The organism is Streptomyces sp. HUAS YS2 (assembly GCF_033343995.1).
GTDB classification, from domain to species: domain Bacteria; phylum Actinomycetota; class Actinomycetes; order Streptomycetales; family Streptomycetaceae; genus Streptomyces; species Streptomyces solicathayae.
The window spans coordinates 6,608,184-6,630,757 of record NZ_CP137573.1; the positions used below are offsets into that span (position 1 = coordinate 6,608,184).

The 22,574-nt window shown below is 71.3% G+C and carries 23 protein-coding genes; 21 read left to right on the forward strand and 2 right to left on the reverse strand.

Annotated features, from left to right (window positions below; translation table 11 throughout):
* The first annotated feature begins 4 nt into the window (after positions 1–4).
* Positions 5–1,699 (forward strand): endolytic transglycosylase MltG, encoded by a 1,695-nt coding sequence (gene mltG, locus R2D22_RS30650; protein WP_318108085.1) that lies wholly within the window; start codon positions 5–7, stop codon positions 1,697–1,699.
* Positions 1,686–2,519 (forward strand): shikimate dehydrogenase, encoded by an 834-nt coding sequence (locus R2D22_RS30655; protein WP_318108087.1) that lies wholly within the window; start codon positions 1,686–1,688, stop codon positions 2,517–2,519. The genes mltG and R2D22_RS30655 overlap by 14 nt, the downstream gene beginning before the upstream one ends.
* 55 nt (positions 2,520–2,574) lie before the next feature.
* On the opposite strand, the gene R2D22_RS30660 is transcribed toward R2D22_RS30655, so the two are convergent.
* Positions 2,575–3,021 carry a hypothetical protein gene (locus R2D22_RS30660; RefSeq protein ID WP_318108088.1) on the reverse strand — a complete coding sequence of 149 codons (447 nt, stop codon included), beginning with the start codon at positions 3,019–3,021 and terminating at the stop codon, positions 2,575–2,577.
* Positions 3,022–3,241: 220 nt separating this feature from the next.
* Between R2D22_RS30660 and aroC the strand changes: the two genes are divergently transcribed.
* The 8 genes from aroC (at position 3,242) to nusB (ending at position 9,981) form a co-directional block, all read left to right on the forward strand.
* Positions 3,242–4,426: a chorismate synthase gene (gene aroC, locus R2D22_RS30665; protein ID WP_318108090.1), complete on the forward strand. Its 1,185-nt coding sequence runs from the start codon at positions 3,242–3,244 to the stop codon at positions 4,424–4,426.
* The gene (locus R2D22_RS30670; RefSeq protein ID WP_318108091.1) at positions 4,423–4,941 is read left to right on the forward strand and encodes a shikimate kinase; all 519 of its coding nucleotides are present in this window, start codon (positions 4,423–4,425) and stop codon (positions 4,939–4,941) included. The genes aroC and R2D22_RS30670 overlap by 4 nt, the downstream gene beginning before the upstream one ends.
* Positions 4,938–6,035 carry a 3-dehydroquinate synthase gene (gene aroB, locus R2D22_RS30675; protein ID WP_318108092.1) on the forward strand — a complete coding sequence of 366 codons (1,098 nt, stop codon included), beginning with the start codon at positions 4,938–4,940 and terminating at the stop codon, positions 6,033–6,035. The genes R2D22_RS30670 and aroB overlap by 4 nt, the downstream gene beginning before the upstream one ends.
* 5 nt (positions 6,036–6,040) lie before the next feature.
* On the forward strand, positions 6,041–6,478 hold the full coding sequence (aroQ, locus tag R2D22_RS30680) for a type II 3-dehydroquinate dehydratase (protein ID WP_411977172.1): 438 nt from the start codon (positions 6,041–6,043) through the stop codon (positions 6,476–6,478).
* 308 nt (positions 6,479–6,786) lie between these two features.
* The gene (locus tag R2D22_RS30685) at positions 6,787–7,731 is read left to right on the forward strand and encodes an AAA family ATPase (RefSeq protein ID WP_318110090.1); all 945 of its coding nucleotides are present in this window, start codon (positions 6,787–6,789) and stop codon (positions 7,729–7,731) included.
* 75 nt (positions 7,732–7,806) lie between these two features.
* Positions 7,807–8,919 carry an aminopeptidase P family protein gene (locus tag R2D22_RS30690; RefSeq protein ID WP_318108095.1) on the forward strand — a complete coding sequence of 371 codons (1,113 nt, stop codon included), beginning with the start codon at positions 7,807–7,809 and terminating at the stop codon, positions 8,917–8,919.
* 49 nt (positions 8,920–8,968) lie between these two features.
* Entirely contained in the window at positions 8,969–9,535 is a 567-nt protein-coding gene (gene efp / locus R2D22_RS30695; protein WP_318108096.1) for an elongation factor P, read from the forward strand.
* Positions 9,536–9,537: 2 nt separating this feature from the next.
* On the forward strand, positions 9,538–9,981 hold the full coding sequence (nusB, locus tag R2D22_RS30700; protein WP_318108097.1) for a transcription antitermination factor NusB: 444 nt from the start codon (positions 9,538–9,540) through the stop codon (positions 9,979–9,981).
* Positions 9,982–10,185: 204 nt separating this feature from the next.
* Here the strand turns inward: nusB and bldD are convergent, their stop codons facing one another.
* Positions 10,186–10,686, reverse strand: a complete 501-nt coding sequence (gene bldD / locus R2D22_RS30705; RefSeq protein WP_005319862.1) for a transcriptional regulator BldD — start codon at positions 10,684–10,686, stop codon at positions 10,186–10,188.
* A gap of 246 nt (positions 10,687–10,932) precedes the next feature.
* On the opposite strand from bldD, the gene pyrR reads away from it, so the two are divergent.
* The 11 genes from pyrR to rpoZ all read left to right on the forward strand — a co-directional run bounded on the left by pyrR (position 10,933) and on the right by rpoZ (position 22,520).
* Complete coding sequence (gene pyrR, locus R2D22_RS30710) at positions 10,933–11,556, forward strand: bifunctional pyr operon transcriptional regulator/uracil phosphoribosyltransferase PyrR (RefSeq protein WP_318108100.1); 624 nt, start codon at positions 10,933–10,935, stop codon at positions 11,554–11,556.
* A 108-nt stretch (positions 11,557–11,664) separates the two neighbouring features.
* Positions 11,665–12,690 (forward strand): aspartate carbamoyltransferase catalytic subunit, encoded by a 1,026-nt coding sequence (locus R2D22_RS30715; RefSeq protein WP_318108101.1) that lies wholly within the window; start codon positions 11,665–11,667, stop codon positions 12,688–12,690.
* A 2-nt stretch (positions 12,691–12,692) separates the two neighbouring features.
* On the forward strand, positions 12,693–13,979 hold the full coding sequence (locus tag R2D22_RS30720) for a dihydroorotase (RefSeq protein WP_318108103.1): 1,287 nt from the start codon (positions 12,693–12,695) through the stop codon (positions 13,977–13,979).
* Entirely contained in the window at positions 13,976–14,554 is a 579-nt protein-coding gene (locus R2D22_RS30725; protein ID WP_318108104.1) for a PH-like domain-containing protein, read from the forward strand. Before R2D22_RS30720 ends, R2D22_RS30725 begins: the two co-directional genes overlap by 4 nt.
* Positions 14,551–15,693 (forward strand): glutamine-hydrolyzing carbamoyl-phosphate synthase small subunit, encoded by a 1,143-nt coding sequence (carA, locus tag R2D22_RS30730; protein ID WP_318108105.1) that lies wholly within the window; start codon positions 14,551–14,553, stop codon positions 15,691–15,693. The genes R2D22_RS30725 and carA overlap by 4 nt, the downstream gene beginning before the upstream one ends.
* Positions 15,686–18,994 (forward strand): carbamoyl-phosphate synthase large subunit, encoded by a 3,309-nt coding sequence (gene carB / locus R2D22_RS30735; protein ID WP_318108106.1) that lies wholly within the window; start codon positions 15,686–15,688, stop codon positions 18,992–18,994. The genes carA and carB overlap by 8 nt, the downstream gene beginning before the upstream one ends.
* Positions 18,995–19,071: 77 nt before the next feature.
* Positions 19,072–20,181, forward strand: a complete 1,110-nt coding sequence (locus R2D22_RS30740; protein WP_318108108.1) for a quinone-dependent dihydroorotate dehydrogenase — start codon at positions 19,072–19,074, stop codon at positions 20,179–20,181.
* Positions 20,178–21,014: an orotidine-5'-phosphate decarboxylase gene (gene pyrF, locus R2D22_RS30745; protein ID WP_318108110.1), complete on the forward strand. Its 837-nt coding sequence runs from the start codon at positions 20,178–20,180 to the stop codon at positions 21,012–21,014. The genes R2D22_RS30740 and pyrF overlap by 4 nt, the downstream gene beginning before the upstream one ends.
* Positions 21,015–21,282: 268 nt before the next feature.
* On the forward strand, positions 21,283–21,606 hold the full coding sequence (locus R2D22_RS30750; protein WP_026246651.1) for an integration host factor: 324 nt from the start codon (positions 21,283–21,285) through the stop codon (positions 21,604–21,606).
* A gap of 49 nt (positions 21,607–21,655) precedes the next feature.
* The gene (gene gmk, locus R2D22_RS30755) at positions 21,656–22,219 is read left to right on the forward strand and encodes a guanylate kinase (RefSeq protein WP_318108113.1); all 564 of its coding nucleotides are present in this window, start codon (positions 21,656–21,658) and stop codon (positions 22,217–22,219) included.
* A gap of 28 nt (positions 22,220–22,247) precedes the next feature.
* Complete coding sequence (gene rpoZ, locus R2D22_RS30760; protein ID WP_005319902.1) at positions 22,248–22,520, forward strand: DNA-directed RNA polymerase subunit omega; 273 nt, start codon at positions 22,248–22,250, stop codon at positions 22,518–22,520.
* Positions 22,521–22,574 lie beyond the last annotated feature (54 nt).

Genomic DNA, 22,574 nt, shown 5'->3' on the forward strand with positions numbered 1-22,574 from the left:
ATCGATGACTGAGTATGGCCGGAGCCCCGGCTCCGAACCGTGGCACCCCGAGGACCCCTTGTACGGGGACCAGGGGTGGGGAGGCCAGCAGCAGTACCCCCAGCAGCATCAGGGGCAGCAGGGCCAGCAGAGCCCCTACGGACAGCAGGATCCGTACGGGCAGCAGCAGGCCTACGGCGGTCAGCAGTACCCGCAGCAGCAGTATCCGCAGCAGTACGGAGGGCATCCCGGGCAGGGCTACGACACGCCCGGGTATCCCGCACAGCCGTACGACGGAGGCTGGGACACCGGCCAGCACGCGGCCATGCCGTACGGCGCGCCGGGCGCGGACCCGTACGGCACCGGGCAGCCCCAGGACCTCTACGGCACCCCCGAGGCGTACCCGCCGCCGCAGCCCCCGGGCCGGCGGCAGGGCCCGCCGGAGCCGGTGAACGACTGGCAGTCGGAGGAGCCGGAGGAGGAGAACCACCCGTTCTTCACGGGCGAGGACGCACCGGCCCCCGAGGAGCCCAGCCGTCGGCGCGGCCGGGGCCGGGTGCCGGAGCGCGAGGACACGTACGAGGACGAGTACGACGACGAGCCGGACTCCCGCGGTGGCGGTCGTGACCGCCGGGGGAAGGGCAAGAAGAAGGGCCGCAACGGCGTCGCCTGCCTGTTCGTCGCGCTGGTCATGGTCGGTGGCGTCGGCGGCGTCGGCTACGTCGGCTACCAGTTCTGGCAGGGCCAGTTCGGTGGCGCGCCCGACTACGAGGGCGCGGGCAGCGGCTCGGTCCAGGTCGAGATCCCGAAGGGCGCCGGCGGCTACGAGATCGGCAACATCCTCAAGAGGGCCGGCGTCATCAAGAGCGTCGACGCGTTCGTCTCGGCGCAGGAGAAGAACCCCAAGGGCAAGTCGCTCCAGGCGGGCGTCTACACCCTGAAGAAGGGGATGGCTGCCGCGAGCGCGATCGACCTGATGCTCGACCCCGCGAGCCAGACCAACTTCGCCATCCCGGAGGGGCGTCGGAACAGCTGGGTCTACGGCGAGATCGACAAGCGTCTCGGCCTGGACGCGGGTACCACCGCGGGCGTCGCGAAGGCCAAGGCGAACGACCTGGGCCTGCCCGAGTGGGCGAAGAACCACGAGGACGTCAAGGACCCGCTGGAGGGCTTCCTCTACCCGGCCAGCTACCCGGTCGCCAAGGGCGCGAAGCCCGAGGACGTGCTGCGCAAGATGGTCGCGCGGGCGAACCAGGAGTACGACAAGCTCGACCTGGAAGCGAAGTCGAAGTCGCTCGGACTCAAGGACCCGTGGGAGCTCGTCACGGTCGCGAGCCTGGTCAACGCCGAGGGGAAGACGGAGGACGACTTCCGGAAGATGGCCGAGGTGGTCTACAACCGCCTCAAGCCGGACAACCGGGAGACCTACCAGCTCCTCCAGTTCGACTCCACCTTCAACTATCTGAAGGGCCAGAGCGAGATCAAGATCTCCGAGAAGGAGATCCTCAACAACAAGGACCCGTACAACACGTACACGCAGAAGGGTCTGCCTCCCGGCCCGATCGGGAACCCGGGCGACGTGGCGCTCGCGGCCACGCTCAACCCGACGAAGGACGGCTGGATCTACTTCGTGGCGACCGACGGCGAGCACAAGACCGAGTTCGCCAAGACGCACGCGGAGTTCCTCAAGCTCAAGGACAAGTTCAATGCCAACAGCTGAACGGTGCCGCGCCGCCGTGCTCGGCTCGCCGATCGGCCACTCGCTCTCGCCCGTGCTGCACCGCACCGCGTACGCCGCACTCGGCCTCGAAGCCTGGTCGTACGGGCGGTTCGAGGTCGACGAGGCGGCGCTGCCGGGCTTCGTCGGCGAGCTCGACCAGAGCTGGGCGGGGCTGTCGCTGACCATGCCGCTCAAGCGGGCGATCATCCCGCTGCTCGACGAGATCAGCGCCACCGCCGCCTCCGTGGAGGCCGTCAACACCGTCGTCTTCCGCGAGGACGGCCGCAGGGTCGGCGACAACACCGACATCCCCGGGATGATCGCCGCCCTGGGCGAGCGGGGCGTCGACAAGGTGGAGTCCGCCGCGATCCTCGGCGCCGGGGCCACCGCCTCCTCCGCTCTGGCCGCGCTCGCGCGGATCTGCTCGGGCCCCGTCACCACGTACGTGCGGAGCGAGGCGCGGGCCGAGGAGATGCGCGGCTGGGGCGAGCGGCTCGGCGTGGAAGTCCGTACGGCCGACTGGGAGCGGGCGGCGGAGGCCTTCGCCGCGCCGCTGGTGATCGCGACCACCCCGGCCGGCACCACCGACGCCCTGGCGACCGCCGTTCCCGACCGGGTCGGCACGCTGTTCGACGTCCTGTACGACCCCTGGCCGACCGCGCTCGCGGCGGCCTGGTCCGACCGCGGCGGCAAGGTCGTCGGCGGCCTGGACCTCCTCGTGCACCAGGCCGTTCTCCAGGTCGAACAGATGACGGGCGTCCCGAAGGCCCCGCTCGCGGCCATGCGCGCGGCGGGGGAGCAGGCACTCGCCGAGCGCTGAGGGCACGCGAAGGGCCCGCCGGTGAACCGGCGGGCCCGACGAGACGCGGCCTCGGTCAGCCGCAGTGCCCGAGCGGGCTGGTGTACGTGTCGGTGTACGGGACACCGCTGCCGGTCCAGTAGCGGGTGCTGCCCATGTACTGCACGCACTTCCCGTTGGCCTTGAGGCGGATCGGGCCGGCGTAGGAGTTGTACTGGCCCGGGTCCGTGACCCAGGAGCCGCCCTCGACCCGGAGGCCCGCGTTGATCGGGTTGCTGACCTGACCACCGGTGACGACCGTGACCACGCAGTTGTAGCCGGTCGAGCTGTTGTAGAGCAGGTAGACCTTGGCCTGCGGCTCGTCCGTGGGCAGGTACCAGCCGAGGTTGTGGGACTCCTGCACGTAGTAGCCGGAACCGCACACCGAGACCGGGTTCGACGCGGCGGACGCCGCGGTGGCCATGCCCAGCGTGAGACCGATCGCGGTCCCCACCGTGAACAGGGCCTTGGTGATCTTGCGCATCGCTTCCCCTCCGAATTGATCTTGCGATGAGTTGATCATCATTTCGACAGGGCAGGTACTCGTCAATGCCGTTCGCGGCCGTCTCATGGCCATTTCGCGTCCGACAGCTGGACCGGCGGCCGGGCAAGAGGCCCGGACGTGGGAGGATCGGACATGGCGGGCCAGGGCCGCGCACCCGGTCGCGCCGTCGCAGTGCCAGGCGCGAGCATGAGGAGCATCGTTGAGCAGGTTGCGTTGGCTGACCGCTGGGGAGTCCCACGGACCCGCGCTGGTCGCGACGCTGGAGGGTCTTCCCGCCGGCGTCCCCGTCACCACCGAGCTGGTGGCGGACCACCTCGCGCGGCGGCGCCTCGGCTATGGGCGTGGCGCCCGGATGAAGTTCGAGCAGGACGAGATCACCTTCCTCGGCGGTGTCCGGCACGGGCTCTCGCTCGGCTCGCCGATCGCCGTCATGGTGGGCAACACCGAGTGGCCCAAGTGGGAGAAGGTCATGTCGGCGGACCCCGTCGACCCCTCGGAGCTCAAGGAGACGGGCCGCAACGCGCCCCTGACCCGGCCCCGTCCCGGCCACGCCGACCTCGCCGGCATGCAGAAGTACGGCTTCGACGAGGCCCGGCCGATCCTGGAGCGCGCCAGCGCCCGGGAGACCGCCGCCCGTGTCGCCCTCGGCGCCGTCGCCCGGTCCTTCCTCAAGGAGGCCGCCGGCATCGAGATCGTCAGCCACGTCGTGGAGCTGGCCGCCGCCAAGGCCCCGTACGGCCTCTACCCGACCCCCGCCGACGTCGAGAAGCTCGACGCCGACCCGGTCCGCTGCCTCGACGCCGACACGTCGAAGGCGATGGTCGCCGAGATCGACCAGGCCCACAAGGACGGCGACACCCTCGGCGGCGTCGTCGAGGTCCTCGCGTACGGCGTGCCCGTCGGCCTCGGCTCGCACGTCCACTGGGACCGCCGGCTCGACGCGCGGCTGGCCGCCGCGCTCATGGGTATCCAGGCGATCAAGGGCGTCGAGGTCGGCGACGGCTTCGAGCTCGCCCGGATCCCCGGCTCCAAGGCCCACGACGAGATCGTGCGCACCGAGGACGGCATCAAGCGCACCTCCGGCCGCTCCGGCGGCACCGAGGGCGGCCTGACCACCGGCGAGCTGCTCCGCGTCCGTGCCGCGATGAAGCCCATCGCGACCGTGCCGCGCGCGCTCGCCACCATCGACGTCGCCACCGGTGAGGCCGCCGCGGCTCACCACCAGCGCTCCGACGTCTGCGCCGTCCCGGCCGCCGGCATCGTCGCCGAGGCGATGGTCGCGCTGGTGCTCGCCGACGCCGTCCTGGAGAAGTTCGGCGGCGACTCGGTCCCCGAGACCCGCCGCAACGTGCAGTCGTACCTCGACAACCTGCACATCCGGTGACCGGCGGACCGCTGGTCGTCCTGGTCGGGCCGATGGGCTCGGGCAAGTCCACCGTCGGCGCGCTGCTCGCCGAGCGGCTCGGCGCGCCGTACCGGGACACCGACGCCGACATCGTCGCCGCCGAGGGCCGCGAGATCTCCGACATCTTCGTGGAGGACGGCGAGGAGCACTTCCGTGCCCTCGAGCGCGCGGCGGTGCGCGCCGCCGTCGCCGAGCACGAGGGTGTCCTCGCGCTCGGCGGCGGCGCCGTCCTCGACGCCGGCACCCGGGAGCTGCTGGCCGGGCTGCCCGTCGCCTATCTCTCGATGGACGTCGAGGAGGCGGTCCGCCGGGTCGGCCTCGGCGCCGCGCGACCGCTGCTCGCCGTCAACCCGCGCCGGCAGTGGCGCGAACTGATGGAGGCGCGCCGCCACCTCTACACCGAAGTCGCGCGCGTCGTCGTCGCCACCGACGACCGCACCCCCGAAGAGGTCGCCCAGGCGGTCCTCGACGCACTGGAGTTGAAGGACGTATGACGGACCAGGACCAGGTGACGCGGATCCACGTCGGCGGCAGCGCCGGACACGACCCGTACGACGTGCTGGTCGGCCGGCAGCTGCTCGGCGAGCTCGGCGGCCTGATCGGCGACAAGGCCAAGCGGGTCGCCGTGATCCACCCGGAGGCGCTGGCCGAGACCGGCGAGGCGCTCCGCGCGGACCTCGCCGACCAGGGCTACGAGGCCGTCGCCATCCAGGTGCCGAACGCCGAGGAGGCCAAGACCGCCGAGGTCGCGGCGTACTGCTGGAAGGCGCTCGGGCAGACCAACTTCACCCGCACCGACGTCATCGTCGGCGTCGGCGGCGGGGCCACCACCGACCTGGCCGGGTTCGTCGCGGCGACCTGGCTGCGCGGTGTGCGCTGGATCGCCGTGCCGACCACCGTCCTCGCGATGGTCGACGCGGCCGTCGGCGGCAAGACCGGCATCAACACCGCCGAGGGCAAGAACCTCGTCGGCGCCTTCCATCCGCCGGCCGGTGTGCTGTGCGACCTCGCGGCGCTGGAGTCGCTGCCGGTCAACGACTACGTCAGCGGCCTCGCCGAGATCATCAAGGCCGGCTTCATCGCCGACCCGGTGATCCTCGACCTGGTGGAGTCCGACCCGGCCGCCGCGCGCACCCCCGCCGGGCCGCACACCGCCGAGCTGCTGGTGCGCTCGATCCAGGTCAAGGCGGACGTGGTCTCCAGCGACCTGAAGGAGTCGGGCCTGCGGGAGATCCTCAACTACGGGCACACGCTGGCCCACGCGATCGAGAAGAACGAGCGGTACAAGTGGCGGCACGGCGCGGCCGTCTCCGTCGGCATGGTCTTCGCCGCCGAGCTGGGCCGGCTGGCCGGCCGGCTCGACGACGCCACCGCCGACCGGCACCGCACCGTCCTGGAGTCGGTCGGGCTGCCGCTCACGTACCGCGGCGACCAGTGGCCCAAGCTCCTGGAGACCATGAAGGTCGACAAGAAGTCCCGCGGCGACCTGCTCCGCTTCATCGTGCTCGACGGACTCGGCAAGCCCACCGTCCTCGAGGGCCCGGACCCGGCGGTGCTCGTCGCGGCCTTCGGCGAGGTGTCCGCGTGAGCGACCTGCGGCGCGTGCTCGTCCTCAACGGGCCGAACCTCGGACGGCTCGGCTCGCGGGAACCGGACATCTACGGGGCCACGTCGTACAAGGGCCTGGTGGACTCCTGCCGGACGCTCGGCACGGAGCTGGGCTTCGACGTCGAGGTCCGGGAGACCAACGACGAGGGCGAGATGATCCGCTGGCTCCACGAGGCGGCGGACGGTTCGATTCCAGTCGTTCTCAACCCCGGTGCGTTCACGCACTACTCGTACGGGATGCGCGACGCGGCCGCCCAGCGGACGGCGCCGCTGATCGAGGTGCACATCTCGAACCCGTACACACGTGAGGAATTCCGGCACACCTCCGTCGTCGCGGCGGTGGCGACCGGGACGATCGCGGGCTTCGGCATCGGCTCCTATCTGCTGGCGCTGCGCGCACTGGCCGACGAGCTCACTGGCTGACCGGGCACCCTGGACCGCCCCCGGCCGTTCCCTCAGGGAGCGCCGGGGGCGGTACCGTGCCCGGAGGCATCGGACGTACGAACGAGACGGAGTCGCACCGGATGCAGCACGGGATGGGTTCTCTGCCGCCGGAGCCGGGCGCCTGGCCGCCCACGGCCGACCACGCGCAGGGCGAGGGCCCCGTCCCACCCGTGGCCGGTGGCCCGGTCGCTCCGATGCCCGGAAGCCCGGTCCCGCCCGCACCGGCCGGTCCGCCGCCGGGTCCGGCGCCCACCGCGCCGCACGGCGTCCAGGGCGTCGAGCCGCGGATGCAGATCGTCCAGGCCGCCGTGCCGCCCGGGGGCGGGGGCAACCCGCCCGTACCGCCGTTGGGCGGCGCGCCCGCGCCGGGGGCGCACCCGCAGCCGTACGCAGCACAGCACCCGGGTGCTCCGGGCGGGTTGCAGCCCCAGCATCCCGGCGCGCCCGCGGGGCAGCCGCACCCGGGAGCTCCCGCAGGGCAGCCGCAGCCCTCGCACCCCGGCGCGCCCGCCCAGCAGCCGCCGCACCCCGGCCCGCCGTCCGCAGGGCAGTCGCAGCACCCGGGCCCCGCGTGGGGGAGCGGGATGCCCCGCGACACCACCGGGCACATACCCCTGCCGCCCGGGGGGCCGGTCGCCGTACCCGCCCCCGCACCCGTCGAGCTGGGCACCGGGAGCGCGACGCTCGCCGTGCTGCTCATCGGGCCCGCCGGGGCCGGCAAGACCACCGTCGCCCGGCACTGGGCGCGCAGCCGCCGGGTGCCCACCGCGCACATCAGCCTCGACGACGTCCGCGAGTGGGTCTGCTCCGGCTTCGCCGACCCGCAGGCCGGCTGGAACGAACACTCCGAGGCGCAGTACCGGCTCGCCCGCCGCACCTGCGGCTTCGCCGCACGCAACTTCCTGGCGAACGGCATCTCCTGCATCCTCGACGACGCCGTCTTCCCGGACCGCCCGGTCGTCGGCCTGGGCGGCTGGAAGCGGCACGTCGGCCCGGGGCTGCTCCCCGTCGTCCTGCTGCCCGGCCTGGAGATCGTCCTGGAGCGCAACGCCGAGCGCAGCGGGAACCGCAGGCTCTCGGACGAGGAGGTCGCCTCCATCCACGGCCGGATGGCCGGCTGGTACGGCTCGGGACTGCCGATCATCGACAACTCCAAGTACGACGTGGAAACCACCGCCCGCGTCCTCGACGACGTCCTCGCCCGGTCCATCGCGAGTCCTCCGAGCTGGTAGCCGGACGCGGCGGACCGGCCCCGGTCGGACCTTCCTGACAGGCCGGGTCGGCCGGACGCTCGTACGCTCGGAAGCATGTCAGAGGTGTACGCGGACCGCCGCGTCCGACTGCGCGATCGTTGCGCGGCGGCCGGCAGCACGGCGGCCCTGGTCTCCCGCCCCGCCAACGTCCGCTATCTCGCGGGCGGTTCGCCCCCGGGCGCCGTTCTGCTGCTCGGCCCCGACGAGGACCTGCTGCTCAGCCCCGTCGCGCCCGGCGGCGATCCCGCCGACGGGCGGCTCGACGAGGAACTCCGGCTGAGCGTGCTGCCCGCCGGTGCGGCGATCGCCGATCCGGCCGTCGCCGCCGTCGACACGGCCCGCAGGGCCGGGGCCGACTCGCTGGCCGTGGAGGAGCACCATCTGACCGTGGCCCGTCACCGTGCGATGGGCTCGGTCGCGCCCCAGCTGCGCCTCGCCGACCTCGCCGGAGCCGTCGAACAGCTGCGGATCGTCAAGGACGAGGACGAGATCGCCTGCCTCCGGATCGCCGCCGAGATCGCCGACCAGGCTCTGGGGGAGCTGCTGGAGTCGATCCTGGTCGGCCGCACCGAGCGCCATCTCGCCCTGGAGCTGGAGCGCCGGCTCGTCGACCACGGCGCGGACGGCGCGGCCTTCCCGACCTCGGTCGGCACCGGCCCGAACTCCGGCCGCGGCGGCCACCGGCCGTCCGACCGCCGGGTCGAGGAGGGCGACTTCCTCTCCGTCTGCCTCGGCGCGAACTACCGCGGCTACCGCTCCGAGATCGGCCGCACCTTCGTCATCGGCACCACGCCCGCCGACTGGCAGATCGAGCTGTACGACCTCGTCTTCGCCGCTCAGCGGGCCGGCCGGGAGGCCCTCGTGCCCGGTGCGGAGTACCGCGACGTGGACCGGGCGGCCCGCCAGATCATCGACGGCGCGGGGCACGGAGAGGCCCTCGCGCCCCGTACCGGGCACGGTGTCGGCCTGGAAATCGACGAGGACCCGCAGATCGCACCTTCCGCCATGGGTAAACTGGACGCTTGTGTGCCGGTCACCGTCGAACCGGGGGTCCACCTCCCGGGCCGGGGCGGGGTCCGGATCGATGACACGCTCGTCGTACGCCAAGAGGCGGACGGCGGACCCGAGCTACTCACCATCACGACCAAGGAGCTGCTCGCGCTGTAGGGCGCGTACGCCTCCCTGGTCCCGCGTCAGTCCAGGAGATTCCGCAACCGTGGCTTCCACGAACGACCTCAAGAACGGCATGGTGCTCAAGCTCGACGGGGACCAGCTCTGGTCCGTCGTCGAGTTCCAGCACGTCAAGCCCGGCAAGGGCCCGGCCTTCGTGCGCACCAAGCTCAAGAACGTGCTTTCCGGCAAGGTCGTCGACAAGACCTTCAACGCCGGCGTGAAGGTCGAGACGGCCACCATCGACCGCCGCGACATGCAGTTCTCGTACATGGACGGCGACTACTTCGTCTTCATGGACATGCAGACCTACGACCAGCTGCACGTCGACCGCAAGGCCGTCGGCGACGCCGCCAACTTCCTGATCGAGGGCTTCACCGCCTCGGTCGCGCAGCACGAGGGCTCGGTGCTCTACGTCGAGCTCCCGGCCGCCGTCGAGCTGACCATCCAGCACACCGACCCGGGCGTCCAGGGCGACCGCTCCACCGGCGGCACCAAGCCGGCCACCCTGGAGACCGGTCACGAGATCCAGGTCCCGCTCTTCATCACCACCGGTGAGAAGATCAAGGTCGACACCCGCAGCAGCGACTACCTCGGCCGGGTGAACAGCTAACCGTGGCTGCTCGCAGCAACGCCCGTAAGCGGGCCTTCCAGATCCTCTTCGAGGCCGACCAGCGCGGTGCGTCCGTGCAGCAGGTCCTCGCGGACTGGGTGCGGCACGCGCGGTCCGACGACCGGCAGCCGCCGGTCAGCGAGTTCACCATGCAGCTCGTCGAGGGATACGCGCAGCACATCGCGCGGATCGACGAGCTCATCGCCACCTACGCGGTGGACTGGGAGCTCGACCGGATGCCCGTCGCCGACCGGAACATCGTGCGCCTCGGCGCGTACGAGCTGATCTGGGAGGACGGGACGCCGGACGCGGTCGCGATCGACGAGGCGGTCCAGCTCGCCAAGGAGTTCTCCACCGACGAGTCCCCGACCTTCGTCAACGGTCTCCTCGCGCGCTTCAAGGACCTGAAGCCGCGCCTTCGCCGGGACGCCGACGCGGACGCCTAGTCCGTCCGGTTCCGCCCCGGCAGTCGAAGGGGCCCGCAGCACACCGTGCTGCGGGCCCCTTCGCCGTACACAAGCCCCTGGGCGCGCCCCGGGGCCTCCTGACGCCCGTACCGGCACGCAGAACGCCGCCGGGGCGGCAGGAGGGCCTCAGTGGCCTCCCGCCGCCCCGGCGGCACGTTTCTGCTACTGCGGAGTCGGCTGGGTTCAGCTCTCCTCGTGGGCGACCGCGCGACGCGCGTCCGCATCCAGCACGCCCCAGCTGATCAGCTGCTCGGTGAGTACCGAGGGCGACTGGTCGTAGATCACGGCGAGCGTGCGCAGGTCGTCCTGGCGGATCGACAGCACCTTGCCGTTGTAGTCGCCGCGCTGCGACTGGATGGTCGCCGCGTAGCGCTGCAGCGGGCCCGCCTTCTCCTGCGGGACGTGCGCCAGGCGCTCGAGGTCGAGGACGAGCTTCGGCGGCGGCTCGGCGGCCCCGCCCGGGGTCGTGCCCGGCAGCAGCTCCTGCACCGGCACGCCGTAGAAGTCCGCCAGCTCGGCAAGACGCTGCACGGTCACCGCACGGTCACCGCGCTCGTACGAGCCGACGACGACGGCCTTCCAGCGCCCCTGGGACTTCTCCTCCACACCATGGAGGGACAGGCCCTGCTGGGTGCGGATAGCGCGGAGCTTGGCCCCGAGTTGCTTTGCGTATTCGCTGGACATAACGCTCCCGGACGCTGTGACGACATGCGGCTGCGCCGCGCGGCTGGTAACTCACTGTGAGGTTACGCAGCGTTACTTGGCTCCGTCAAGCCGAATGGTCCATACCGGCCCCTCCCGGGGGACGGGGCACGGAGCGGCGACGGGGGCGTGAGCCTGACGGCCGCCCGCCCCTGGTAGGGTTGACGGCGCAATTCCGACGTCCTTTAAGGTCCGTCCCGTGAGGCGGAGAAGGGGGTCCGTTTTCACATGGACGCACAGCACCAGCACAGCCAGGACACGCAGGAGACCCCGGGCACTCCGGGCACTCCCGGCACTCAGGGTTCCCCCGACGCACGCCCCGTGCTCGAGGCCCCCGACATCGCCCGTGTCCTCACCCGCATCGCCCACGAGATCGTCGAGCGCGCCAAGGGCGCCGACGACGTGGTGCTCCTCGGCATCCCGACCCGGGGCGTGTACCTCGCCCGCCGGCTGGCCGACAAGCTCGCGGAGATCACCGGACGGAAGATCCCGGTCGGCTCCCTCGACATCACCATGTACCGCGACGACCTGCGGATGAAGCCGGCCCGCGCCATCGGCCGCACCGAGATCCCCGCCGACGGCATCGACGGCCGCCTGGTGATCCTCGTTGACGACGTGCTCTTCTCCGGTCGCACCATCCGCGCCGCGCTCGACGCGCTCGGTGACATCGGCCGCCCGCGCGCCGTCCAGCTCGCGGTCCTCGTCGACCGCGGCCACCGCGAACTGCCGATCCGCGCCGACTACGTCGGCAAGAACCTCCCCACGTCGCTGCGGGAGACGGTCAAGGTCCAGCTCGCCGAGGAGGACGGTCGCGACACCGTGCTGCTCGGTTCGAAGTCCGCCTCCGCGTAGGACCGGCACCCGCCGGGCCAGGGCACACCCCTGCCCGCCCGCACCCCCGACTCGGCCCTCTGGGGGACACCCCCAGGCCCCTCTCTCCACACGACGGAGCACACCCCGATGATGCGTCACCTCATCTCGGCCGCCGATCTCACCCGCGACGAAGCCGTCCTGATCCTCGACACCGCCGAGGAGATGGCCCGGGTGGCCGACCGGCCGATCAAGAAGCTGCCCACGCTGCGCGGCCGCACGATCTGCAACCTCTTCTTCGAGGACTCCACCCGGACCCGGATCTCCTTCGAGGCCGCCGAGAAGCGCCTCTCCGCCGACGTGATCAACTTCGCGGCCAAGGGGTCCAGCGTCTCCAAGGGCGAGTCCCTGAAGGACACCGCCCAGACCCTGGAGGCGATGGGCGTCGACGCCGTCGTCATCCGGCACAGCGCCTCCGGCGCCCCGTACCGCCTGGCCACCTCGGGCTGGATCGACGCCCCCGTGATCAACGCCGGCGACGGCACCCACCAGCACCCCACCCAGGCGCTGCTGGACGCCTTCACCATGCGCCGCCGCCTGGTCGGCCGGGACGCCGGCCTCGGCCAGGACCTGGCCGGCAAGCGGATCACGCTGGTCGGCGACGTGCTGCACAGCCGGGTCGCCCGTTCGAACGTCGACCTGCTGCACACCCTCGGCGCCGAGGTCACCCTGGTCGCCCCACCCACCCTGGTCCCGGTCGGCGTCGAGACCTGGCCCTGCGAGGTCAGCTACGACCTCGACAACGTGCTGCCGAAGTCCGATGCGGTGATGATGCTGCGTGTGCAGCGCGAGCGGATGAACGCCGCCTTCTTCCCGACCGAGCGCGAGTACTCGCGGCGGTACGGGCTGGACGGCGAGCGGATGGCGAAGATGCCGGAGCACGCCATCGTCATGCACCCCGGCCCGATGGTCCGCGGCATGGAGATCACCGCCGAGGTCGCCGACTCCGACCGCTGCACGGTCGTCGAGCAGGTCACCAACGGCGTCTCCATCCGGATGGCCGTCCTCTACCTGCTTCTGGGCGGCAACGAAGCCGCCGCCGCCCACCCGTCGCCCACCACCACCCTTGAGCGAGGCGCTACGCGCCGCCCCTCTGCCACCGAGGAGAGCAAGTAAGCATGAGCAAGATTCTGATCCGCGGTGCGAAGGTGCTGGGCGGCGAGGCGCAGGACGTCCTGATCGACGGCGAGACCGTCGCGGCGGTCGGCACGGACCTGGACGCCACCGGCGCCACCGTGATCGAGGCCGAGGGCCAGATCCTCCTGCCCGGCCTGGTCGACCTGCACACCCACCTGCGCGAGCCCGGCCGCGAGGACTCCGAGACCGTGCTCACCGGTACGCAGGCCGCCGCCTCCGGCGGCTACACCGCCGTCTTCGCGATGGCCAACACCTTCCCGGTCGCCGACACCGCCGGTGTCGTCGAGCAGGTCTACCGCCTCGGCAAGGAGCACGGCTACTGCGACGTGCAGCCGATCGGCGCCGTCACCGTGGGCCTGGAGGGCAAGAAGCTCGCCGAGCTGGGCGCCATGCACGACTCCGCCGCCGGTGTCACCGTCTTCTCCGACGACGGCAAGTGCGTCGACGACGCCGTCATCATGCGGCGCGCCCTGGAGTACGTGAAGGCCTTCGGCGGCGTCGTCGCCCAGCACGCCCAGGAGCCCCGCCTCACCGAGGGCGCCCAGATGAACGAGGGCATCGTCTCCGCCGAGCTGGGCCTCGGCGGCTGGCCGGCCGTCGCCGAGGAGTCGATCATCGCCCGCGACGTGCTGCTGGCCGAGCACGTCGGCTCCCGCGTCCACATCTGCCACCTCTCCACGGCCGGCTCCGTCGAGATCGTCCGCTGGGCCAAGTCCCGCGGCATCGACGTCACCGCCGAGGTCACCCCGCACCACCTCCTGCTGACCGACGAGATGGTCCGCACGTACAACCCGGTCTACAAGGTCAACCCGCCGCTGCGCACCGAGCGCGACGTCATGGCCCTGCGCGAGGCCCTGGCCGACGGCACGATCGACATCGTCGCCACCGACCACGCCCCGCACCCGCACGAGGACAAGGACTGCGAGTGGGCCGCGGCCGCCATGGGCATGGTCGGCCTGGAGACCGCCCTCTCCGTCGTCCAGCAGACGATGGTCGAGACCGGCCTGCTCGACTGGGCCGGCGTCGCCGACCGGATGTCCGTCGCCCCGGCCCGCATCGGCCAGGCGAAGGGCCACGGCCGGCCCGTCTCGGCTGGTGAGCCCGCGAACCTCACGCTGGTCGATCCGGCATACCGTGGTGCCGTGGACCCCGCGGGCTTCGCCTCCCGCAGCCGCAACACCCCCTACGAGGGCCGCGAGCTGCCGGGACGCATCACGCACACCTTCCTGCGGGGCCGCGCGACGGTCGTGGACGGGAAGCTGGCGTGACACCACTCATCAATCTGGCCGCAGAGCCCAAGTCGGCGGAGGTGACCGACTGGGCCGCACGGCTCGGCTGGGTCGCCGGACTGCTGATCTTCATCGGCTTCGTCTACTGGCTGATGCGCCAGGGATGGAAGTGGCGCGGCACCCTCCAGTCCGGGCTCCCGGAGCTCCCCGCCGTGCCGGACACCCTCGGCGAGGCGAAACTGGAGCTCAGCGGGCGCTACCACGGCTCCACCACGGCCGGGCAGTGGCTCGACCGGATCGTCGCCCACGGGCTCGGCACCCGCAGCCGGGTCGAGCTCACCCTGACCGACCAGGGCCTGGCCGTCGTCCGCCCCGGCGCGAACGACTTCTTCATCCCCGCCGAGGCCCTGCGCGAGGCGCGCCTCGACAAGGGCATCGCGGGCAAGGTCCTCACCGAGGGCGGACTGCTGATCGTCACCTGGGCGCACGGCGAGACGCTGATCGACTCCGGCTTCCGGTCCGACCACGCGGCCGAGCACGCCGCCTGGGTCGAGGCCGTCAACTCCATGAACTCCACGAACCACGCAAGCACGACGGAAGGCACCGCACGATGACGACCTCCACAAGGGGAACCAGCAAGGTTCCCGCCGTACTCGTCCTGGAGGACGGCCGCATCTTCCGCGGCCGCGCCTACGGGGCCGTGGGGGAGACGTTCGGCGAGGCCGTGTTCTCCACCGGCATGACCGGCTACCAGGAGACCCTGACCGACCCGTCGTACCACCGCCAGGTCGTCGTGATGACCGCTCCGCACGTCGGCAACACCGGCGTCAACGACGAGGACCCCGAGTCCGCCCGCATCTGGGTCTCCGGCTACGTCGTCCGCGACCCCGCCCGCGTCTCCTCCAACTGGCGCGCGCAGCGCTCCCTCGACGAGGAGCTGCGCCACCAGGGCGTCGTCGGCATCCAGGGCATCGACACCCGCGCCCTGACCCGCCACCTGCGCGAGAGCGGCGCCATGCGCGTCGGCATCTTCTCCGGCAGCGCGCTGCCGGACGAGGGCACCATGCTCGCCGAGGTCCGCCAGCAGCCCGAGATGAAGGGCGCGAACCTCTCCGCCGAGGTCGCCACCAAGGAGACCTACGTCGTCCCCGCGATCGGTGAGAAGAAGTTCACCGTCGCCGCGGTCGACCTGGGCATCAAGGGCATGACCCCGCACCGGATGGCCGAGCGCGGCATCGAGGTGCACGTGCTCCCCGCCACCGCCACCGCCGAGGACGTCTACGCGGTGAACCCGGACGGCGTGTTCTTCTCCAACGGCCCGGGCGACCCGGCCACCGCCGACGGCCCCGTCGCCGTCATGCAGGCCGTCCTGGAGCGCAGGACGCCCCTGTTCGGCATCTGCTTCGGCAACCAGATCCTGGGCCGCGCCCTCGGCTTCGGCACCTACAAGCTGAAGTACGGCCACCGCGGCATCAACCAGCCGGTGCAGGACCGCACGACCGGCAAGGTCGAGGTCACCGCGCACAACCACGGCTTCGCCGTCGACGCGCCGCTCGACAAGGTCTCGGACACCCCCTACGGGCGCGCCGAGGTCTCCCACGTCTGCCTGAACGACAACGTCGTGGAGGGCCTGCAGCTGCTCGACCAGCCGGCCTTCTCCGTCCAGTACCACCCCGAGGCGGCCGCGGGCCCGCACGACGCCGCGTACCTCTTCGACCGCTTCGTTTCTCTGATGGAGGCCGAGCGTGCCTAAGCGCACCGATATCCAGTCCGTCCTGGTCATCGGCTCCGGCCCGATCGTCATCGGCCAGGCCGCCGAGTTCGACTACTCCGGCACCCAGGCCTGCCGCATCCTCAAGGCCGAGGGCCTGCGGGTCATCCTGGTCAACTCCAACCCGGCCACGATCATGACCGACCCGGAGATCGCCGACGCCACGTACGTCGAGCCGATCACCCCCGAGTTCGTCGAGAAGATCATCGCCAAGGAGCGCCCCGACGCGCTGCTGCCGACCCTCGGCGGCCAGACCGCGCTCAACACCGCGATCTCCATGCACGAGCAGGGTGTGCTGGAGAAGTACGGCGTGGAGCTCATCGGCGCCAACGTCGAGGCCATCCACAAGGGCGAGGACCGCGACCTGTTCAAGGGCGTCGTCGAGGCCGTCAACGCCAAGATCGGCCACGGCGAGTCCGCCCGCTCGGTCATCTGCCACTCGATGGACGACGTGCTCAAGGGCGTCGACACCCTCGGCGGCTACCCGGTCGTCGTCCGCCCCTCCTTCACCATGGGCGGCGCCGGCTCCGGCTTCGCGCACGACGAGGAGGAGCTGCGCCGCATCGCCGGCCAGGGCCTCACGCTCTCCCCGACCACCGAGGTGCTCCTGGAGGAGTCCATCCTCGGCTGGAAGGAGTACGAGCTGGAGCTGATGCGCGACAAGAACGACAACGTCGTGGTCGTCTGCTCCATCGAGAACTTCGACCCGATGGGCGTGCACACCGGTGACTCGATCACCGTCGCCCCGGCGATGACCCTCACCGACCGCGAGTACCAGCGGCTGCGCGACATCGGCATCGCGATCATCCGCGAGGTCGGCGTCGACACCGGCGGCTGCAACATCCAGTTCGCGGTCAACCCGGACGACGGCCGGATCATCGTCATCGAGATGAACCCGCGCGTCTCCCGGTCCTCCGCGCTCGCCTCCAAGGCCACCGGCTTCCCGATCGCCAAGATCGCGGCCCGGCTCGCCGTCGGCTACACGCTGGACGAGATCCCGAACGACATCACCGAGAAGACCCCGGCGTCGTTCGAGCCCACCCTCGACTACGTCGTGGTCAAGGCCCCGCGCTTCGCCTTCGAGAAGTTCCCGCAGGCCGACTCCACCCTCACCACCACCATGAAGTCGGTCGGCGAGGCCATGGCCATCGGCCGCAACTTCACCGAGGCCCTGCAGAAGGCCCTGCGCTCCCTGGAGAAGAAGGGCTCGCAGTTCGCCTTCACCGGCGAGCCCGGCGACAAGGCCGAGCTGCTGGCCGAGGCGGTCCGCCCCACCGACGGCCGGATCAACACCGTCATGCAGGCCATCCGCGCCGGCGCCACCCCCGAGGAGGTCTTCGACGCCACGAAGATCGACCCGTGGTTCGTCGACCAGCTCTTCCTGATCAAGGAGATCGCCGACGAGCTGGGCGCCGCCGAGAAGCTCGAGCCCGAGCTGCTCGCCGAGGCCAAGAGGCACGGCTTCTCCGACGCCCAGATCGCCGAGATCCGCGGCCTGCGCGAGGACGTCGTCCGCGAGGTCCGGCACGCCCTCGGCGTCCGCCCGGTCTACAAGACGGTCGACACCTGCGCCGCCGAGTTCGCCGCCAAGACCCCGTACTTCTACTCGTCCTACGACGAGGAGACCGAGGTCGCGCCGCGCGAGAAGCCCGCGGTGATCATCCTGGGCTCCGGCCCGAACCGCATCGGCCAGGGCATCGAGTTCGACTACTCCTGCGTCCACGCCTCCTTCGCGCTCAGCGAAGCGGGCTACGAGACCGTGATGGTCAACTGCAACCCGGAGACCGTCTCGACGGACTACGACACCTCCGACCGCCTGTACTTCGAGCCGCTGACGCTCGAGGACGTGCTGGAGATCGTGCACGCCGAGTCCCTCGCGGGCCCGATCGCCGGCGTCGTCGTCCAGCTCGGCGGCCAGACCCCGCTGGGCCTGTCGCAGGCGCTCAAGGACAACGGCGTGCCGGTCGTCGGCACCTCGCCCGAGGCCATCCACGCCGCCGAGGACCGCGGCGCCTTCGGCCAGGTCCTCGCCGACGCCGGCCTGCCCGCCCCGAAGCACGGCACCGCGACCACCTTCGCCGGCGCCAAGGCCATCGCCGACGAGATCGGCTACCCGGTCCTGGTCCGCCCGTCGTACGTGCTCGGCGGCCGCGGCATGGAGATCGTGTACGACGAGGCCCGCCTCGAGTCGTACATCGCGGAGTCCACCGAGATCTCCCCGACCCGCCCCGTGCTGGTCGACCGCTTCCTCGACGACGCGATCGAGATCGACGTCGACGCGCTCTACGACGGCCGGGAGCTCTACCTCGGCGGCGTCATGGAGCACATCGAGGAGGCCGGCATCCACTCCGGCGACTCGGCCTGCGCCCTGCCCCCGATCACCCTCGGCGGCTTCGACATCAAGCGGCTGCGCGCCTCCACCGAGGCCATCGCCAAGGGCGTCGGCGTCCGCGGCCTGATCAACATCCAGTTCGCCATGGCCGGCGACATCCTCTACGTGCTCGAGGCGAACCCCCGCGCCTCCCGCACCGTCCCCTTCACCTCGAAGGCGACCGCGGTGCCGCTGGCGAAGGCCGCCGCCCGGATCTCCCTGGGCGCGACCATCGCCGAGCTGCGCGAGGAGGGCCTGCTGCCGAAGACCGGCGACGGCGGCACCCTGCCGCTCGACGCGCCGATCTCCGTCAAGGAGGCCGTGATGCCGTGGACCCGCTTCCGCGACATCCAGGGCCGCGGCGTGGACACCGTCCTCGGCCCGGAGATGCGCTCCACCGGTGAGGTCATGGGCATCGACACCGTCTTCGGCACGGCGTACGCCAAGTCGCAGGCCGGTGCCTACGGCCCGCTGCCCACCAAGGGCCGTGCGTTCATCTCGGTCGCCAACCGCGACAAGCGCTCGATGATCTTCCCGGCCCGCGAGCTGGTCGCGCACGGCTTCGAGCTGCTCGCCACCTCCGGCACCGCCGAGGTCCTCAAGCGCAACGGCATCAACGCCACGGTCGTGCGCAAGCAGTCCGAGGGCGTCGGCCCGAACGGCGAGAAGACCATCGTCCAGCTGATCCACGACGGCCAGGTCGACCTGATCGTCAACACCCCGTACGGCACCGGCGGCCGTCTCGACGGCTACGAGATCCGTACGGCGGCGGTCGCCCGCAGCGTCCCGTGCCTCACCACGGTCCAGGCGCTCGCCGCGGCCGTCCAGGGCATCGACGCGCTCAACCACGGCGACGTGGGCGTGCGCTCGCTCCAGGAGCACGCGGAGCACCTGACCGCGGCCCGCGACTAGCAGCCCGTACGAGGAGGGGGACACCGGCAGGACCTGCGGTGTCCCCCTCGTCATGAGCACACCTGGACGACGGACACATGTACAAGTTCTTCTTCAACCTGGTCTTCAAGCGGATGGACCCCGAGGAGGCCCACTACCTGGCCTTCCGCTGGATCCGCCTCGCCGCCCGCACCCCCGTGCTGCGCACCTTCGTCGCGGCCGTCCTCGCGCCCCGGTACAAGGAGCTGCGCACCGAGGCGCTGGGCCTGCGCATGCACGGCCCGTTCGGGCTCGCGGCCGGCTTCGACAAGAACGCGGTCGCGATCGACGGCATGTCGATGCTCGGCTTCGACCACGTCGAGATCGGCACGGTCACGGGGGAGCCCCAGCCCGGCAACCCCAAGAAGCGGCTCTTCCGGCTCGTCCCGGACCGCGCCCTGATCAACCGCATGGGCTTCAACAACGAGGGCTCCGCCGCCGTCGCCGAGCGGCTCGGCTCCCGGGAGCCGGTCTTCAAGACGGTCGTCGGCGTCAACATCGGCAAGACGAAGGTCGTCCCGGAGGCCGAGGCCGCCGCCGACTACGTGAAGTCGACCGAGCGCCTCGCCGCCCACGCCGACTACCTCGTCGTGAACGTCTCCTCGCCGAACACCCCCGGCCTGCGCAACCTCCAGGCCACCGAGTCGCTGCGCCCGCTGCTCACGGCCGTCCGCGAGGCCGCCGACCGCACGGTCACCGACCGCCGCGTGCCGCTCCTGGTCAAGATCGCCCCCGACCTGGCCGACGAGGACGTGGACGCGGTCGCCGACCTCGCCCTGGAGCTGGGCCTGGACGGCATCATCGCCACCAACACCACCATCGCCCGCGAGGGCCTCGGCCTGAAGTCGGACCCGGCCCTGGTCAAGGAGACCGGCGGACTGTCCGGCGCGCCCGTCAAGGCGCGCTCCCTGGAGGTCCTGCGCCGCCTGTACGCGCGCGTGGGCGACCGTCTCGTCCTCGTCGGCGTCGGCGGCATCGAGAACGCCGAGGACGCCTGGCAGCGCATCCTCGCCGGCGCCACCCTGATCCAGGGCTACAGCGCCTTCATCTACGAGGGCCCGTTCTACTCCCGCGCGATCCACAAGGGCCTGGCCGCCCGCCTGGCAGCCTCCCCGTACGCCACCCTCGCCGAAGCCGTCGGCGCCGACACCCGAAAGGCCACCGCATGAACGACTCCTTCGGTGCACGACTCCGCTCCGCCATGGACGAGCGCGGCCCCCTCTGCGTCGGCATCGACCCGCACGCCTCGCTCCTCGCCTCCTGGGGCCTGAAGGACGACATCGACGGCCTGGAGACCTTCACCCGGACCGTCGTCGAGGCGCTGGCGGACACCGTCGCCGTCTTCAAGCCGCAGTCCGCCTTCTTCGAGCGGTTCGGCTCGCGCGGCATCGCCGTCCTGGAGCAGGCCGTCGCCGACCTGCGCGCCGCGGGCGGCCTGGTCGTGATGGACGCCAAGCGCGGCGACATCGGCTCCACCATGGCTGCGTACGCCGAGACCTTCCTGCGCCCCGGCTCGCCGCTCTTCTCGGACGCGCTGACGGTCTCCCCGTACCTCGGCTACGGCTCCCTGAAGCCGGCCGTCGACCTGGCCCGGGAGAGCGGGGCTGGCCTGTTCGTGCTGGCGCTGACCTCCAACCCGGAGGGCGCCGAGGTCCAGCGGGCGGTGCGCGAGGACGGCCGGACGATCGGCGCGACCATGCTCGGCCACCTGGCCGAGGAGAACGCGGGGGAGAGCCCGATGGGCTCCTTCGGCGCGGTCGTCGGCGCCACCCTGGGCGACCTGTCCTCCTTCGAGCTGGACATCAACGGCCCGCTGCTCGCCCCGGGCATCGGCGCCCAGGGCGCCACGGCCGCCGATCTGCCGGCCGTGTTCGGCCCGGCCGTGCGCAACGTGGTGCCGAACGTGAGCCGCGGCGTCCTCAAGGAGGGCCCCGACGCGGCCGCCCTGCGCGGCGCCGCCGAGCGCTTCGCGGACGAGATCCGCGCCGCCGTCGCGGTCTGAGCGGACCCGGGCGTCTCGCCTGGTGAAAGGCGAGGCCGAAAATCCCATGCATAATGACCGGAATGTCCTGGTCGGTCGAGCCATACTCGATCCTGACCAGGACTTTTCGTCTGTTCTCGCTGACGGGAGCGGTCTTGGCCGCTAGTCTCCGTCGCAGAGTCGTCGTGGCAAACGGCCCAGGCCACTGCCATGTGACTCGCCGCATGTGGGGCGACCAGGTTCCTCAGCGGTCCGTATCCGACAGATCGACATCCGAGGTGACGTAGGCGTGGCTCTTCCGCCCCTTACCCCTGAACAGCGCGCAGCCGCGCTCGAAAAGGCCGCCGCGGCTCGCCGGGAGCGGGCCGAGGTCAAGAATCGACTCAAGCACTCCGGCGCTTCCCTGCACGAGGTCATCAAGCAGGGCCAGGAGAACGACGTCATCGGCAAGATGAAGGTCTCCGCGCTCCTTGAGTCCCTGCCGGGCGTGGGCAAGGTCCGCGCCAAGCAGATCATGGAGAGGCTCGGCATCTCCGAGAGCCGCCGAGTGCGCGGTCTCGGCTCCAACCAGATCGCCTCCCTGGAGCGCGAGTTCGGCAGCACCGGCGCCTGAGTCCGGGACATCGTCCTGGGCACACCCGCAAAGCTGGAATAATCGCTGCATGGCAGCAGAGGTACGTCCGCGGCTGACCGTGCTCTCCGGCCCCTCCGGGGTCGGCAAGAGCACGGTCGTCGCTCATATGCGCAAGGTCCACCCCGAGGTCTGGCTCTCGGTGTCGGCCACGACACGGAAGCCGCGACCCGGCGAGAAGCACGGAGTCCAGTACTTCTTCGTCTCGGACGACGAGTTCGACAAGCTCGTCGCCAACGGAGAGCTTCTCGAATGGGCCGAGTTCGCGGGCAACCGCTACGGCACCCCCCGGCGGGCGGTGCTCGACCGCCTGGAGGCGGGCGAGCCGGTCCTGCTGGAGATCGACCTCCAGGGCGCCCGGCAGGTCAAGGAGTCCATGAAGGACTCCCAGCTGGTCTTCCTGGCCCCGCCGAGCTGGGACGAGCTGGTCCGCCGGCTTACCGGCCGCGGCACCGAGTCGCCCGAGGTCATCGAGCGCCGGCTGGAGGCCGCCAAGGTCGAGCTGGCCGCCGAGACCGAGTTCGACACCACCCTTGTCAACACCTCCGTCGAGGACGTAGCACGTGAGCTGCTAGCCTTGATGCGAGTTGTTTGATCTTTTCCCACCTTTCGGAAGGTAGAGCGTGTCCTCTTCCATCACCGCGCCCGAGGGCATCATCAACCCGCCGATCGACGAGCTGCTCGAGGCCACGGACTCGAAGTACAGCCTCGTGATCTACGCGGCCAAGCGCGCGCGTCAGATCAACGCGTACTACTCCCAGCTGGGCGAGGGCCTTCTGGAGTACGTCGGTCCGCTGGTGGACACCCACGTCCACGAGAAGCCGCTCTCGATCGCCCTGCGTGAGATCAACGCGGGTCTGCTGACCTCCGAGGCCATCGAGGGCCCGGCGCAGTAAGCACGTAACGTTCATCACCTCAGGCCCGGCGGTACGACCGCCGGGCCTGTGGTG

Coding starts and splice junctions, on each gene's coding strand:
- R2D22_RS30655 (WP_318108087.1), top strand. CDS start 1,686: ATGCCAACAGCTGAACGGTGCCGCGCCGCCGTGCTCGGCTCGCCGATC.
- pyrR (WP_318108100.1), top strand. CDS start 10,933: ATGGACGCACAGCACCAGCACAGCCAGGACACGCAGGAGACCCCGGGC.
- R2D22_RS30685 (WP_318110090.1), top strand. CDS start 6,787: ATGCAGATCGTCCAGGCCGCCGTGCCGCCCGGGGGCGGGGGCAACCCG.
- R2D22_RS30720 (WP_318108103.1), top strand. CDS start 12,693: ATGAGCAAGATTCTGATCCGCGGTGCGAAGGTGCTGGGCGGCGAGGCG.
- bldD (WP_005319862.1), bottom strand. CDS start 10,686: ATGTCCAGCGAATACGCAAAGCAACTCGGGGCCAAGCTCCGCGCTATC.
- R2D22_RS30740 (WP_318108108.1), top strand. CDS start 19,072: ATGTACAAGTTCTTCTTCAACCTGGTCTTCAAGCGGATGGACCCCGAG.
- R2D22_RS30690 (WP_318108095.1), top strand. CDS start 7,807: ATGTCAGAGGTGTACGCGGACCGCCGCGTCCGACTGCGCGATCGTTGC.
- mltG (WP_318108085.1), top strand. CDS start 5: ATGACTGAGTATGGCCGGAGCCCCGGCTCCGAACCGTGGCACCCCGAG.
- aroB (WP_318108092.1), top strand. CDS start 4,938: ATGACGGACCAGGACCAGGTGACGCGGATCCACGTCGGCGGCAGCGCC.
- carA (WP_318108105.1), top strand. CDS start 14,551: ATGACGACCTCCACAAGGGGAACCAGCAAGGTTCCCGCCGTACTCGTC.
- R2D22_RS30715 (WP_318108101.1), top strand. CDS start 11,665: ATGATGCGTCACCTCATCTCGGCCGCCGATCTCACCCGCGACGAAGCC.
- R2D22_RS30660 (WP_318108088.1), bottom strand. CDS start 3,021: ATGCGCAAGATCACCAAGGCCCTGTTCACGGTGGGGACCGCGATCGGT.
- gmk (WP_318108113.1), top strand. CDS start 21,656: ATGGCAGCAGAGGTACGTCCGCGGCTGACCGTGCTCTCCGGCCCCTCC.
- pyrF (WP_318108110.1), top strand. CDS start 20,178: ATGAACGACTCCTTCGGTGCACGACTCCGCTCCGCCATGGACGAGCGC.